Genomic DNA, 14,697 nt, shown 5'->3' on the forward strand with positions numbered 1-14,697 from the left:
GACTCCCCGGTCTGTGTGTGGACAATTTCTTACCTTTATAACACACAGATTACAAAAATGAAAAAAGAAGATCTCCTAAATGATGACTTCCTCAAGCAGTTCAGGACTGCCGGGGAGCTTAATTCCTTCCTTCAACAGCTTCAGAAAAGAGCCGTTGAGAAAATGCTTGAAGGTGAGCTGGATGCCCATCTTGGCTATGAAAAGCATCAGAATTCCGATAATCCCAATTCAAGGAACGGCTATTCCACCAAAACAATAAAAAATACTTTTGGAGAGACTGAAATCAGAGTCCCGAGAGACCGGGACGGCAGCTTTGAGCCTGCCCTTGTGCCCAAACGCAGAAGCATGGCGGAGGGCGTTGAAAACGTGATCATATCCATGTATGCCAAGGGAATGTCAAACCAGGACATCGAGGAACAGATCCGGGAGCTTTATGACATCAATGTTTCCTCCTCCACCATCTCAAGGGTTACCGGTGCCGTAGCGGAGGATATTGTTGCATGGAGAAACAGACCGCTTGACCCTGTTTACCTGATCGTCTGGATGGACGGTATATCCTTCAAAGTCAGGGAGAACTCCAAAGTGGTCAACAAGACCGTTTACATTGCCGTTGGCCTCAGGACAAACGGTCTCAAGGAGATCCTCGGCCTTTGGCTCGGCAGGAATGAATCTTCGGCTTTCTGGATGGGGGTACTCACCGACCTGAAGGCCAGAGGGGTTGAAGATATTCTTATAACAGCAACTGACAACCTGAACGGGTTTACTGATACAATAAAGGCCTCATTTCCTCAGTCCGTCACCCAGATATGTGTTGTACACCAGATCAGAAACGCTTGCAGATATGTCGTATGGAAAGACCGCAGGGCCTTTACAAGGGATATGAAGGAAATTTATACTGCCCCTACCAAGGAGGCCGCATGGGCTGCCCTTAACGATTTTGCCAAAAAATGGGATTCAAAATACTCGTATGCCATCAAAAGCTGGAGGGACAACTGGGACGAACTCACCGTTTTCTTCGATTACCCGGCAGAAATCCGCAAAATCATCTATACCACCAACCTGATTGAAAATCTCAATGGAAAGATCAGAAAATACACCAAAAACAAGCTCTCTTTCCCGACAGATGATGCCGTAATGAAGTCTGTTTTTCTCGCTGCAAGAGAAGCATCGAAAAAATGGACTATGCCTATCAGAGACTGGGGAGCTATTCTTAACAGTTTCCTGCTTATATTTGGTGATAGGGTCAGGCTTCTTGAAACCTGACCATAAAACCATAATTTGAAGTTTACACACTTATCGGGATAGTGTCTTTCGATGATAAATTTTTCATAACTTAGTTTTAACTTGAATTCATTTACAATTAAAGTTTTAAGGCTTCCAGCACTCCCTGCTTTCGGAAGCCTTATTTTATACCTCTAATATAATGAATTTCAGTTAATTAACCACTAACTAAACGGCATTAATTCCTAATTCTTCATTCTAGACTATCCCCCCAACCCAACAACCATGACAACCCGACAACAACGACAACCCCTCATCCAACATCCCTTGTCACGTCCTGATTTTACTTGACACTTTTTTCTTTGTTTTTTCTTTTATTTTCAATCCTCTTAAATGCCCTAGAGCCCAAGTAAGGAGACCTGTCAAGGCCGGAGCGAAGCGACGTTTATATAGCCTTGACAGGTCTCTGTCTTGGGCTACTTTTGCGTTTGAGAGATGAAAACACTGTTAGTCCCTCATGTACCTCAATCGGCTTCTTCATATTTAATGAACAATGTGGCCTCTTTTCATTGTAGGCCCATACTCCATGCCTTACTGCTGCAAACGCTTCTTTGAGATTCTTAAACCTGTCCCCAAGTTTATATTCAATCTTCAGAATCCCGTTAACCCGCTCTGCCATTGCATTATCATAGCAATTCCCTGCTTCTCCCATACTGGACTTTATACCTTCCTTTTCCAGTAATTCAGTATAAATCTTACTGCAATACTGAAAGCCCCTATCTGAGTGATGAACAATGCCTTCTGTTGACGGACATTGTTCTATCGCCATTTTTAAGGCTTCTACAGCACATTTTGACTCAAGCGTATTCCCCAAATACCATCCTACTATCTTCCTGCTGTATGCATCGGTAATAAGATACAGGTACCTGAAGGAATCCCCGACACGGATATAGGTTATGTCCGAAACCCAGGCCTGATGGGCAGTGGTCCAGACATTGCCATTGAACAGATCCTCATATTTACTGTAGCGCATAAATGACTGCGTTGTAACAACATACTTCCTCTTGCGCTTGACCAGCAAGCCTTCAGAACGCAACAACTCAAAGAGCCTGTCCCTTCCTATGCTGATCTCCAACCTCACCGCATCTTCTCTGATCAACTCCTGAAGCTTTCTTGTGCCCATCATCGGATGCGTCCTCCGGTAATCCCGGACAAGCTCCAATACCAGGTCGTATTGTGCTTCCTCCTTCAACTTGGAGTCCATCCAACCATAATATGCTGACCTACTGTAACCAAAGTAAGTACAACCGGACTTAACGCTCACTTCTTCAGGCCTTTTTGAAACAGTCCGTTGCCAAAGTTTTTTTTTAAATCCGTCTTGTATTCATCATTTGCAACATCTATCAGCGTCTCAAGCATCTTGTTGGCAACTATCGAATCGGCCAAGGCAAGTTTTAACCTCTTGTTCTCCTCTTCCAGTTCCTTAAGTCTTCTCTTCTCATCCATAGTCTCTATTCTAACCCTTTTGTTCAACAAATGATCCCTGCCAAAGGACCTGACCCACCTCTGGATCGTCTCCGCTCCTCTAATATCATACTTCTGTCACGTCCTGATTTTACTTGACACTTTTTTCTTTGTTTTTTCTTTTATTTTCAATCCTCTTAAATGCCCTAGAGCCCAAGTAAGGAGACCTGTCAAGGCCGGAGCGAAGCGACGTTTATATAGCCTTGACAGGTCTCTGTCTTGGGCTACTTTTGCGTTTGAGAGATGAAAACACTGTTAGTCCCTCATGTACCTCAATCGGCTTCTTCATATTTAATGAACAATGTGGCCTCTTTTCATTGTAGGCCCATACTCCATGCCTTACTGCTGCAAACGCTTCTTTGAGATTCTTAAACCTGTCCCCAAGTTTATATTCAATCTTCAGAATCCCGTTAACCCGCTCTGCCATTGCATTATCATAGCAATTCCCTGCTTCTCCCATACTGGACTTTATACCTTCCTTTTCCAGTAATTCAGTATAAATCTTACTGCAATACTGAAAGCCCCTATCTGAGTGATGAACAATGCCTTCTGTTGACGGACATTGTTCTATCGCCATTTTTAAGGCTTCTACAGCACATTTTGACTCAAGCGTATTCCCCAAATACCATCCTACTATCTTCCTGCTGTATGCATCGGTAATAAGATACAGGTACCTGAAGGAATCCCCGACACGGATATAGGTTATGTCCGAAACCCAGGCCTGATGGGCAGTGGTCCAGACATTGCCATTGAACAGATCCTCATATTTACTGTAGCGCATAAATGACTGCGTTGTAACAACATACTTCCTCTTGCGCTTGACCAGCAAGCCTTCAGAACGCAACAACTCAAAGAGCCTGTCCCTTCCTATGCTGATCTCCAACCTCACCGCATCTTCTCTGATCAACTCCTGAAGCTTTCTTGTGCCCATCATCGGATGCGTCCTCCGGTAATCCCGGACAAGCTCCAATACCAGGTCGTATTGCGCTTCCTCCTTCAACTTGGAGTCCATCCAACCATAATATGCTGACCTACTGTAACCAAAGTAAGTACAACCGGACTTAACGCTCACTTCTTCAGGCCTTTTTGAAACAGTCCGTTGCCAAAGTTTTTTTTTAAATCCGTCTTGTATTCATCATTTGAAACATCTATCAGCGTCTCAAGCATCTTGTTGGCAACTATCGAATCGGCCAAGGCAAGTTTTAACCTCTTGTTCTCCTCTTCCAGTTCCTTAAGTCTTCTCTTCTCATCCATAGTCTCTATTCTAACCCTTTTGTTCAACAAATGATCCCTGCCAAAGGACCTGACCCACCTCTGGATCGTCTCCGCTCCTCTAATATCATACTTCTTTTGAAGATAAGAATAGGAACTTCCATTTTCCAGCTCCTCTACTACTTGCTTCTTGAAGCTAATACTGTACCTGTTAAATTCCCGAACCGTTTTTGTCATTTTTTTCCTGTTTTTAGTTTGACTTAATCTGTCAAGCTATTTCAGGACGTGACACCAACTTCCGAAATCCACCTTCCGAAATCCCACTTTCAAAATCCCCCTTCTTTCTCCCCATTCCCTGAAAAAGTAGCGGTCTCAAAAAAATCAACTGTACCTGTGCGTTCTTCCACATTTCCTTTTAAATAAAGAAACCCGGAAGTCCGTGGTTTTTACCACTTAATCCGGGTTTAACTATCTGAAAAACCAGTGTACTATATACTTATACTAATTTTTTCTGAACCACTTGAAGAATGAAAACTTCTTCTTTTCCATTTGGTAATATTCCCCCAAATACTTGTTCCTATCTGCAAAGATATAGGCATTCCCATAGCCATAGGTAAATCCTTTTGCATAATATCCGACACCTTTCATTCCATTGAATACACCATAGACATTGCCCACCTGTTGGTTTTTGTAAAGATCATTGATCATCACCAGGTGTTCTTTGCGGCTATAATACTGTCTGACCACATAGATATTCAGGTCAAAACTTCTCATCAGGTCGGTCGTCTCAGAAACAAGGCCCAATGGAGCCGTATCAAAAATGATCATATCATAATTTTCCTCCAAATAGGAAATCAAATCCTTCAATCCATCAGATAAAAGCAGTTCCGCCGGATTGGGCGGAACAGGTCCTGCCGGGATAAAGAATAAGTTTTCTTGCGGGGTTTTCTGAATGATGTCCTCTGCCTTTGCCTTCTTGATCAAAAAAGTAGAAAGACCTATTACGTCTTTATGGTTAAAATAATCAGATAAACGGGGTCTTCTCAAATCCGCACCCACTACTATAGTTTTCTTTCCCGCCAATGCCATAACGGAAGCCAGGTTCAAAGCACAGAAAGTTTTTCCTTCACCTGAAACAGAGGAAGTCACCAATATTTTTTTGCTCTTTTTCCCGGAAGCTATAAAACTGATAGCTGATCTCAAAGAACGGAAGGATTCTGCCACAGGAGACCTTGGATGATCGAGGACCACCAGGTTATTTTTATAGTCACTAAATCCAATAATCCCCAATAAAGGCGCTTCAAAATGGTTTTTGAAATCCCTTTGGTCCTTGATCCTTGGATCCAAAAGATCTGAGGCCATTACAAAACCCAATGGCAGAAAAATACCCAACAACAGGGCAATCAGGTAATTGTTTCTTTTATTGGGATAGACCAGACTGCCTATTTTCGCATAATCCAAAATGGTATTGTCGGAGACATTGGAAGCCTTGGCTATTCCCACTTCTGCCCTTTTCTCGAGCAGGTAGGTGTACAGGTTTTCCCTAAGATTAAACTCCCTGCTGATGCTTGAGAATTGGGATTCTGACTCAGGCATCCCCACAAACTGCCTCTGCAACTGCTGGATTTCCTTCTGGATGACCTCTTTTTTACCCTTGGTATTGGCAATCAGGTTGACAATATTCTCCTGCAGCGCATCCTGGACCTTCTGCATCTGCATGTCATTTTTCACCACCTCCGGATGGTTATCATTGACCACTGCCAAAAGCTTTCTCCTGTCCTGAGACAAATGCACCAAAGTCTGAATCAGGCCGTTGAGCAGAGGATCGGGAATCCCCACTACCGATGGGGCGATGACCTGGGAAAAATCTCTGCCTTTCCCTGCGATATAACGCTCAATACTTTCATAATAAGACAGCTGAAAATCCAGATCTTTCCCTTCCTCTTCCAACCGGTTCATTTTTTCAAGGATATTGGAAAACTCCGCCGAGACATTTACCAATTTGTTTTCCACCTTGAACTTCTGCAGTTCCAACTGTGCTTTTTTCAGTGAATCCTCCAAATAGGCGAGCTGCTGATTGATAAATTTCAAGGTGTTTTCAGCATTCCTGTTTTTTTCCTGCAGGTCATACTCAATGAAAGCTTCCATAAGGGCATTGATGTAATCCCGCCCCTTTTCCACCACGGTAGTAACCAGGCTAAGCTCCAAAGCTGAACCCATGCTTTTGACCATACTGACCTTCAGGGCAGAAGCCATACGGCTTTCCAAAGTGGCCGGCTGTATCAGTTTGAAAATAATCACCTCTCCCACCTGATTGGGATTGACCAAAAAGACAGTAAACTTTGACCTGGAGGTCTTGACTTCCTCTCCAAATCTAAAAACCCGGTCTTTGATCCCAGTGTCCACATTGGCTACGGCCGAATTGAGATCCCAGAATCCGGGTTCAATATCCTTGACCATAAAAGTCTCCGGACTCAGAATATGCAGTTCCATTTCCATCCCGGCAACCTGCAGATGGTCCCAGTCCACCTCTATCCGGATAGGGCTGCGGTCATAGAGTTCTACGGTTTTTATTTTCGTCTTGGCATAATATTCTACATCGAAATGTAATTTCTTCAATGCCTCTTTGGCCAAAATCTTGGAAGTAAGCAAAAGCACATCATTGTCCAGGGTCAATTCTCCTGTAAAAATATTGGACCTGTCAAAAATCCTTGATTCCACCGTGCTTTTGTTGCCCACCAGGACAGTTCCTGATACTTCAAACCTGTCTACAGTGTAACGGTGGTAAAAAAAGACGGCAGTCAAAAAAACTACTGCTGTCAGCAGATAAAGAGGCCAAAACCTTAAATACTTCCGTAATAGATAACCAAGATCAACCGGTTTTTGCCCCTCTTTCTGATCCCTGTAATCAAAATCTTCCATAACGCTAATTACTGAATAAATTCACAAAAAGTAAGGTAGTCACCACCAAACCTGTGACAATCTGCACGACTCCCAGCAAATTGTCTGCCCTTCCGTACTGTCTGATTTTCATCGGTTCGAGATAGAGGATGTCGTTGTTCTGTATAAAATAAAATGGAGATGCCAATAAGGCCCTGTCATTGAGGTTGACCTGATGCAATTTTGTCCCTTCATCGTACTGCCGGATGATGAACATCTTGTGCCGCTTGCCCAGCAGGGAGGGTTCCCCCGCCGCCGCCACGGCCTCAAAGATCGTCACCCTATCCCTGAGGAGGACGTGATTGCCCACATTTTGGAATTCTCCCAAGGTAGTAAACCTCACACCCGCTATCCTTAGGCGGACCAGGACTTCTTCCTTGAAATAATCATTGATGGCCTCTTGGACCACGATTTTGGCCTGTTCTTCGGTGAGCCCACCTATTTTTATTTTCCCAAGTTTGGGTACTTCGATAAAGCCATCCTTGTCAATGCCATAGCCCGTAAAGAAAAACATATCTCCGCCGCCCATCATGCCCATGCGGTTAGCTCCTCCTCCCCGTGCCCCCCTGGCCCCCTGGAATTCAAAGCCTTTGATCAATTCCTCATCCGTAGCCGCAAAGTCAATGTCCACATAATCAAAAGGCTGCAGGATATACTGCTTCTCCATTTTGGCATAGGGAATAAAGGTATCGAGCTCAATGGGTTCGTTTTCGGGAAGGTTTTGCAGGTAAACAATCTTTTTATTGCTGATACAGGAAAAACTAACAGCAGCCAAAAAAAACAAAATGAAAATGTTCCTCATATTCAGGGTGAATCCAATCTTAATTCCAAATATATAGAAATATCTTTTTTATCGGGGAAATTTAAAAAATATTCTGCCGGGCAAAGCCAGTACCTTGGCTTTTCCATACTACATCCTAGCCTTCAAGAAAATGTTCAACAATGGGCTTTTTATTGAACTGACTACAACCCTAAAGCCATCCTATGGAATAAGGTCAGCTATTGTCCAAAGCTTTGCATTGTCATCTCGAACGTTGAGAGAGATCTTCTCTGTGTTGTCCTGCGGTTGCGCCGCGGGACCACTGGTCAATGAGCTTTCAGCTTTTTTTAACCACAATAGTAACATAAAAAACAGAGTCTTGGATTCTCCAAATGGTTAAAAATCCATTACTACACGCGATTAAAAAGCGCAGCTTTTTAATCTGTGCCTCCTGCATGAGGTGATTTCACGCCTCGGGCGCAAAGGATACGCAGGTGGCGCAACGTGGAATGTTCCTTATTCATGAAAACGGGGAATGACAAGGGGAAGCTTTTCCAAAAAACGCAGCAGCTTGTCAAGGAAAGCTAGTAACTTACTTTTTATGTTCCTCAATGACCTGAAGGTAAACCGAAAAATAATGCTGCAGCGTGTAGGTGTTGTTAATGGGATATTGGATAAATAAAATCAAAGCGCAATAAACCCTTATTTTACCTTTGATTTCTGAAATAGTTTCTACCTTCTTTTTTCCCTTTTGACTCTCGTTTCGAAAACTTTCAAACTCATGGCAAAAAACAAAAACAACAAAAAGTAAATCATCGTCATATTCTTCATACGCATAATAATACCCAGATTGCTTAGGGAATTAGAAAAAGCCAAAGCAGCCATAACAAACGAAAAAAGCCCCGCCTTGATGACCATAGGAGACTTCTTGAAAGCGTTTATTATATTCCCCTTATAAATAGCTGTGAAGGTAAGTAATAAATAAAAGAAGTTTTCAAAAGAAGATAATAGGGTGGCAAAATTATGTGCATCAATAAATAAGGGGCGGTACAGGTATGTGAATAACCTCATCGGAAAAGAATAACTGGAAATATCTACAGCAGAGCCTACTCTAGAAGTTGCCAAATGGTGTGAATAAAACTCGGCTTTTTCTTCAAATGCTTCGAGATTTGATGGATCGTCAATTCCTAAGAATGAAAAAACCCTATCATAAATAAAAAAACTACCTATTACCAAAACAAAAATCGCAAATGCCTTTTGAAGTGGTTTTAAATCACCTGAAAATAAAAGTGCAGCTCCACCTCCTACTACCATGATCAAAGCCATATGTGGCCTTACATGATAAAGCAAAATGAAAGTTAACATCAACAGTAAAACCCGTTTATTGGGTGAAGTCAAGGCATAAAAAAATCCTGCGATACAAAAAAAAGACAAACTGTCCTTTCCCACTCCGGATGACCAAAAGTGAAGGTTGGGCAAAAACAGTATTAGGGGAAATAAGGCATAGCCAAAAAGCCTGATATTAGCCGGAAAATTTTCCTTTATAATCAGAAACAAATAAACAAAACCTACATAGCCCACTAAGGAATATAACAAAGAACCAGTCCAATAACTCAATCCCAAAACTTGGGAAAAAGGGAAATTCAAAAAGAACATAAAAGTGGTACTGATACCATAAAAAGAAAACCAGGTTTCGCCGACAAATCCTCTGTTTCCAAAACCATTCCAATAAAAGGAGGCATCCGTGCCTTTGGCATAGAATGCATAAGCCAAGCCAATGAGCATGTGCCAATAAAACAATTGGATCAATGTATTTTTATGTTTTGCATTCAATCCATGTCTTGCTGCATTAGAATTCACAATTCTATGGCCAGCAAAAATGATTAATATCCAAAAAAGAAAATCCATAGGCGCTTATTTCTCCCAAGTATGGGCTTCAAATTTAGTTCTTTTGTATTGGCCGTTTTTCAGTACCAGCCAAACAAGAATACGATATAAGAAAAAATAGAAGACCAGCCCGAACATAACCAAATGTTGCTTTTCCAATTGACCCCATGTATTTAAACTGTAGAGATAGACTGAAAGGATTAAACTAATAATCAGGTAATACCTCACCCTGAAGTTATCCAAATCCCCTACCCATTTTTTCAGTATCGGTAATTGGTATTTCACTTTACAGGCATGTTCTATCGTCCTGATCAATGGAAAAGCCAAGAAAAACCCCACTAATAAAAAAGGATAAGAAATCTTGTAAAGGACAAGGGCAAAAAAAAGATACTTACAAGTTGAAAGACCGAAATAAGAAAAAATATTTATCCTTGATCTGAAGTGGTTATGAATCCAAAAGAATGCTCTGGTAAGCATGGCCAAAATCAGCATCCAATCCAACCGCAACAATCCTTCAAAGAAAACATGCAATAGAGCAAGTCCAAGGAAAAAACTCAACCATCTTATGATGGCGATCCATCTAAAGTGCTTTTGAATGAAAGCTACTTCGTCCATGGGGATCCGCATGGTAGGTTTATCCTCCAATTTTACAGTCAGGGCATCATTCTCCAAATACCCAATTTCATAAAAGGAAAACCAGGACCAATAGGCTAAGACGAAGATAGCGACAAAAGAAAGAAACTGCAGATCTGTCAAACTGTAGTTTCCTAAAAAAACGATCAATGGAAAAACCAGCACCCATGAAAAAATCTCAGACTTCCTGTTCAATCTTGAATAAAACAAGTAGTAAGTAGGTATGGAAAATTTTAACCAATTGTTCATTTTCAAATCAAAAACGACATGATGAATTTTATTTTAGAATGATTTCTAAAGCAGGAATTTCCGTTTTCTTCCAAAATGAAAGTTCTTTTGAAGCACTGACTACAATAGGTCTTTCAACCCTTCTCAGCAAGTCTACATCTTCTTTGTTATCGGTGATAAAGGTCGCATTTTTAATCTGAGAACTCCAATCTGATGCCAACAAATGTTTGGCCTTTTTTCCTTGGTTATCTTGGAGAATCTTTCCAGTATATTTACCATTCTTCACCTCCAAAGTAGTGGCAAAATATGCCATCGCATTATATTTCTCGGCGATTAGACTGACAACAGGTGCTACACTTGCGGAAGAAAATATCAACCTATTGGACTGCATGATTAGCACTTCCGTTTCGGGGATGACTCTTTTCTTTAAATATTGCTCAAAAAAAATTTTCGCCGTTACTTCCACCTTTTCCACGGATTCATTTTCAATCAGACCAATCAAATAGTACCGCAATTTTTGTAAGGAAAGTCCTGATTTGGAAAGCAAAACATACAAGACCTTTGCAGGAAGGGACATTAGTAACATAAAATAAATGTATTTGACCTTGTGATGCTTGGAGAAATAATACCTATAAAAATCATAAGTAGTATTCGACTTATAGAGTGTTCCGCAGATATCAGTGATTAAAAGGGGGTCCTTCATGGCTATTTGCTTCATCTCAAAGACAAAGGCTTACCCAATACATTTTGCATGACCTGAATATACTGATCCGTAATTTTCTCAATACTAAAACGAGCATGCGTTTCCCTTTGTATGGCGTATTTATCAAAATGCTCAATATTTTCTAAAGCCATGATTATCTTCTCGGCCATATCTTTGGGGTTTCCTACTTCGCATAAATAGCCATTGAAACCATCTTTAATCACTTCCGCATTGCCTCCGGGACAATCGGTAGCAATTACAGGAGTTCCCAAGGCCAAACTTTCCAGGATGACATTAGAGAATCCTTCATATCGAGAACTGGAAAGAAGTAACTTAGCTCTGGGAATAAAAGCATAAGGATTATTTTGAAAACCTAAAAACTGAACATACTCCTCCAAGCCTTTAGCCATAATAATATTTTGCAATTCAGGCTGAAGTTCACCAATTCCTATAATTCCCAATTTCAGCTTAAATCCTGATTGAATCAAAATTTCTAGAGCAGAAAGCATCATGGGATAATCCTTTTGGGGAAGCAAGCGGCCGATGGCCAACAAATCAAAAGTTTCCGTATCCTTCTCCGCCATTTTTTCAATCAAATGGGCATCAACAGGATTGTAGATTAAGCTGATTTTCTGGTGGGAAGTGTTGGTTTCATCAATGAAATCCTTTCTCATGGATTCACTTTGTACCACAATCCTATCCGATGCATTGGCTATCATTTTGTTCAAGGAAATAAACAAGTTTCTCTTTAAAGGATTTGAATACAATTTTTTCTCCGCACCAATTGTATTTCCCAACCTGGAAATCATTTTAAATGAGCGCCTATTAATGGATTTAACTATGGCTGCACTCACAGAAGCCCCTAAGGTGGAAATCAAAAGGTCTGGATTATTTTTCCTTAAAAAAGTCCATAAAGGAATCCATGCAAATTTTGCTGAGTCATAGCCCAATACATACACTGGGATTTCAGGATCAAGCAATGTTCCCAAAGGCCCTATTCTTTTACCTACCAAAAGTGTTACCGAATAATCTCTTTTAAAAAGGCTATTCAAAATGGTTATCATCACCCGCTCTGCTCCACCAGGTCTAAAATTAGGGATATAAAAGAGAATCAACTTCTTGTTTTTTTGTAAAAATCAGACTTCGTTATAGAATAAATTTTATAAAGATCCTTAAAAAACGAAGGAATCCATTTTCTTTTTTGAGATATAAGGACTTTCTCAAATTCTGGTTTAAAATATTTTTGATCGTGACCTAATTCAAATTTTATCTTTTCTTTTTGGGTACAAACTTTATTCAAAAGTTCCGAATATTGTTGGGCAACCACATCAATTTCGAATTTTGTTCTAACTGTCTCCATAGCATTCAATTTCATTTTTTCCAAAACATCCGGATTTTCTAAAAGAAATGCTACTTTTTCAACAAACGCATCCTTTTTTCTATCAACTACAAAACCATTATATCCATCCTGGATAATATAGTCAGTTACTCCTTCAATCTTTGTGGCTATTGGGACAGTACCTACTGACATTGCTTCTATTAAAGCTATACCAAAACCCTCACTAATAGAAGGCATTAAAAATATTTTAAACTGCCCAAGCATATTTGACATTTCATTAGGATGGTAATGACCATAAAACAAGATTTTTCTTTTTAACAATATATCGAATGAATGCAATAATTTTAAGGCATTTAAATCCTGACCTGAACCATAATAAGCTATTGAAAGATTTGTAATTTTTTTTTTTAAATTCGAATAAACACTTGGAAGAAATAAAATACCCTTTCTTGGATGAGAAATCCTTCCGAAATAACCGAGGTCGTACGTATTTGAATTATTTTTATTCACCTCATAAATGATAGTTGGGTTTGGAACTTGAAAAATGAATTTTTCATCAACTCCTGCTTTTTTTAGGTCACTAAGTTGTCTAGGAGTTGTTGCTATAATTGCAGAACAATATTGTAAATTATCCATAATGTTTTCATAAGTCAAGGTACTTGCTCTTTTCAATACCTTCACATGATTTGAAATTTGTTCTAAAATAGAATTAAATTGAGGATAATTAATCGGAATAAAAATATCCAAATGATGATTTGCAATAAAACTTAAAAAGCTATCTAAAAGTTTGCCAGGATCATTTTCCCCTTCAATTTGAAATATGTCATTTTCTAAATCAGATTTATTTAAAGACAATAGCGTCCTAAATAAAAAATGAGAGGTCTGAATTTTTGCCCAAAATGTGTATTTTGGGTTTGCACCAAAAACAAAGACCTCTCATGTGTAATATTACATTGTTTTCACAGATTATTAAAAAGATTGACCGTTCAACTTTCAAAAAACTGGTTCAAGATAAGCAGACAGATAAAGGTTGTAAAGGTTTTGATAGCTGGACACATCTAGTATCAATGCTTTTCTGTCATTTTGCAAAAAGCACATCGGTAAGAGATATATCCAATGGTCTTCGTTCAGCTACGGGGAACCTAAACCATCTTGGGATTTCAAAGGCTCCTTCCAAGTCAAGTATCAGCTATCAGAACAAGCGGAGAGATGCTGATCTTTTTAAAGACCTTTATTATTCTCTTTTGGGAAGTTTAGGACAGCAGGCATCACTCAGGCGTGTCAAACTTAAAATCAAGGTGCCAGTATATCTTTTAGATGCAACAGTCATAAGCCTTTGCCTTTCTGTCTTCGACTGGGCCACATTCCGCACTAAAAAGGGCGCTGTTAAGATGCATACCCTGTTAGATTATGATGGTAAACTTCCTGCTTATGTGAACATTACAGAAGGAAGCGTAGCGGATAATAAAGGTGCTTACAATATACCTTTGGAAAAAGGTTCTGTTATCGTCGCAGACAGGTACTACAATGACTTTCCGATGCTAAATATTTGGGACAGCAAAGGGGTATTCTTTGTCATAAGGCATAAGGACAACCTGGCTTACACCGTGATCAGCGAACGGGAACTGCCAGAAAAAATGGCACAGCATGTTCTAATTGACCAAGAAATAGAACTGACCAACCCACAGTCTAAGACTAAGTATCCTAAAAAACTCAGAAGAGTGGCAGTCTGGGACGAGAAAAACCAACAGACCATAGAAATCATCACCAACAACTTCACCTGGGCAGCACAGACAATCGGAGACCTTTATAAATCAAGGTGGGAAATTGAAGTTTTTTTCAGGGATATTAAGCAGCTACTCCACATTAAGACATTCATTGGAACTTCAAAAAACGCAGTAATGATACAGATATGGACTGCCTTGATTACAATTTTACTGTTAAAAGCAATGAAAGCATCCGCAAAATACGGATGGCATCTGTCAAATCTAGTAGCATTTATCAGATTGAATATTTTCGTCAAAATTGAATTGCAAAATTGGCTGGACAGACCTTTTGAAGATCATGACAAACCCCCAAAATATAACCCACAGGGGGTTCTTTTTCCAGATTATAAATAAATCACTTCACAATTACCTCTAAGCTAATATTCTTAGAGAAGAAAAAATTATTTAGGACAGCATTGATTTAAAGAGACTCCAATTACCTCCCAATCATACTTAATTAAGCCCTTTTTTAAATTAAGATATT

At 39.9% G+C, this 14,697-nt stretch carries 13 protein-coding genes; 2 read left to right on the forward strand and 11 right to left on the reverse strand.

Annotated features, from left to right (window positions below; all coding sequences use genetic code 11):
* The first annotated feature begins 57 nt into the window (after positions 1-57).
* Entirely contained in the window at positions 58-1,263 is a 1,206-nt protein-coding gene (locus tag BC751_RS18905; RefSeq protein ID WP_130276983.1) for an IS256 family transposase, read from the forward strand.
* A 403-nt stretch (positions 1,264-1,666) separates the two neighbouring features.
* Here BC751_RS18905 and BC751_RS18910 read toward each other — a convergent pair whose 3' ends face one another.
* The 11 genes from BC751_RS18910 to BC751_RS18960 form a co-directional block, all read right to left on the reverse strand.
* Positions 1,667-2,545 carry an IS3 family transposase gene (locus BC751_RS18910; protein WP_165389788.1) on the reverse strand — a complete coding sequence of 293 codons (879 nt, stop codon included), beginning with the start codon at positions 2,543-2,545 and terminating at the stop codon, positions 1,667-1,669.
* Positions 2,542-2,727, reverse strand: a complete 186-nt coding sequence (locus tag BC751_RS18915) for a hypothetical protein (protein WP_130276984.1) — start codon at positions 2,725-2,727, stop codon at positions 2,542-2,544. The genes BC751_RS18910 and BC751_RS18915 overlap by 4 nt, the downstream gene beginning before the upstream one ends.
* Positions 2,728-2,938: 211 nt before the next feature.
* Complete coding sequence (locus tag BC751_RS18920; protein WP_165389788.1) at positions 2,939-3,817, reverse strand: IS3 family transposase; 879 nt, start codon at positions 3,815-3,817, stop codon at positions 2,939-2,941.
* On the reverse strand, positions 3,814-4,194 hold the full coding sequence (locus BC751_RS18925) for a transposase (RefSeq protein WP_130275476.1): 381 nt from the start codon (positions 4,192-4,194) through the stop codon (positions 3,814-3,816). Before BC751_RS18925 ends, BC751_RS18920 begins: the two co-directional genes overlap by 4 nt.
* 264 nt (positions 4,195-4,458) lie before the next feature.
* Entirely contained in the window at positions 4,459-6,879 is a 2,421-nt protein-coding gene (locus BC751_RS18930) for a GumC family protein (RefSeq protein ID WP_130276985.1), read from the reverse strand.
* Positions 6,880-6,883: 4 nt separating this feature from the next.
* Positions 6,884-7,699 (reverse strand): polysaccharide biosynthesis/export family protein, encoded by an 816-nt coding sequence (locus tag BC751_RS18935; RefSeq protein WP_130276986.1) that lies wholly within the window; start codon positions 7,697-7,699, stop codon positions 6,884-6,886.
* Positions 7,700-8,389: 690 nt separating this feature from the next.
* A complete protein-coding gene (locus BC751_RS18940; protein WP_130276987.1) occupies positions 8,390-9,565 on the reverse strand; it encodes a hypothetical protein in 1,176 nt (391 codons plus the stop codon).
* Between the two features lie 6 nt (positions 9,566-9,571).
* On the reverse strand, positions 9,572-10,426 hold the full coding sequence (locus BC751_RS18945) for a hypothetical protein (protein WP_130276988.1): 855 nt from the start codon (positions 10,424-10,426) through the stop codon (positions 9,572-9,574).
* 28 nt (positions 10,427-10,454) lie between these two features.
* A complete protein-coding gene (locus BC751_RS18950; protein ID WP_130276989.1) occupies positions 10,455-11,108 on the reverse strand; it encodes a haloacid dehalogenase-like hydrolase in 654 nt (217 codons plus the stop codon).
* 11 nt (positions 11,109-11,119) lie between these two features.
* Positions 11,120-12,223 carry a glycosyltransferase gene (locus BC751_RS18955; protein ID WP_130276990.1) on the reverse strand — a complete coding sequence of 368 codons (1,104 nt, stop codon included), beginning with the start codon at positions 12,221-12,223 and terminating at the stop codon, positions 11,120-11,122.
* Positions 12,220-13,302, reverse strand: a complete 1,083-nt coding sequence (locus BC751_RS18960; protein ID WP_130276991.1) for a glycosyltransferase family 4 protein — start codon at positions 13,300-13,302, stop codon at positions 12,220-12,222. The genes BC751_RS18955 and BC751_RS18960 overlap by 4 nt, the downstream gene beginning before the upstream one ends.
* A gap of 44 nt (positions 13,303-13,346) precedes the next feature.
* Between BC751_RS18960 and BC751_RS18965 the strand changes: the two genes are divergently transcribed.
* Entirely contained in the window at positions 13,347-14,567 is a 1,221-nt protein-coding gene (locus BC751_RS18965; protein WP_242617437.1) for an IS4 family transposase, read from the forward strand.
* Positions 14,568-14,697: the final 130 nt, after the last annotated feature.

This window comes from Cecembia calidifontis, assembly GCF_004216715.1.
GTDB classification, from domain to species: domain Bacteria; phylum Bacteroidota; class Bacteroidia; order Cytophagales; family Cyclobacteriaceae; genus Cecembia_A; species Cecembia_A calidifontis.

Coding starts and splice junctions, on each gene's coding strand:
- BC751_RS18905 (WP_130276983.1), top strand. CDS start 58: ATGAAAAAAGAAGATCTCCTAAATGATGACTTCCTCAAGCAGTTCAGG.
- BC751_RS18915 (WP_130276984.1), bottom strand. CDS start 2,727: ATGGATGAGAAGAGAAGACTTAAGGAACTGGAAGAGGAGAACAAGAGG.
- BC751_RS18925 (WP_130275476.1), bottom strand. CDS start 4,194: ATGACAAAAACGGTTCGGGAATTTAACAGGTACAGTATTAGCTTCAAG.
- BC751_RS18930 (WP_130276985.1), bottom strand. CDS start 6,879: ATGGAAGATTTTGATTACAGGGATCAGAAAGAGGGGCAAAAACCGGTT.
- BC751_RS18935 (WP_130276986.1), bottom strand. CDS start 7,699: ATGAGGAACATTTTCATTTTGTTTTTTTTGGCTGCTGTTAGTTTTTCC.
- BC751_RS18940 (WP_130276987.1), bottom strand. CDS start 9,565: ATGGATTTTCTTTTTTGGATATTAATCATTTTTGCTGGCCATAGAATT.
- BC751_RS18945 (WP_130276988.1), bottom strand. CDS start 10,426: ATGAACAATTGGTTAAAATTTTCCATACCTACTTACTACTTGTTTTAT.
- BC751_RS18950 (WP_130276989.1), bottom strand. CDS start 11,108: ATGAAGGACCCCCTTTTAATCACTGATATCTGCGGAACACTCTATAAG.
- BC751_RS18965 (WP_242617437.1), top strand. CDS start 13,347: ATGTGTATTTTGGGTTTGCACCAAAAACAAAGACCTCTCATGTGTAAT.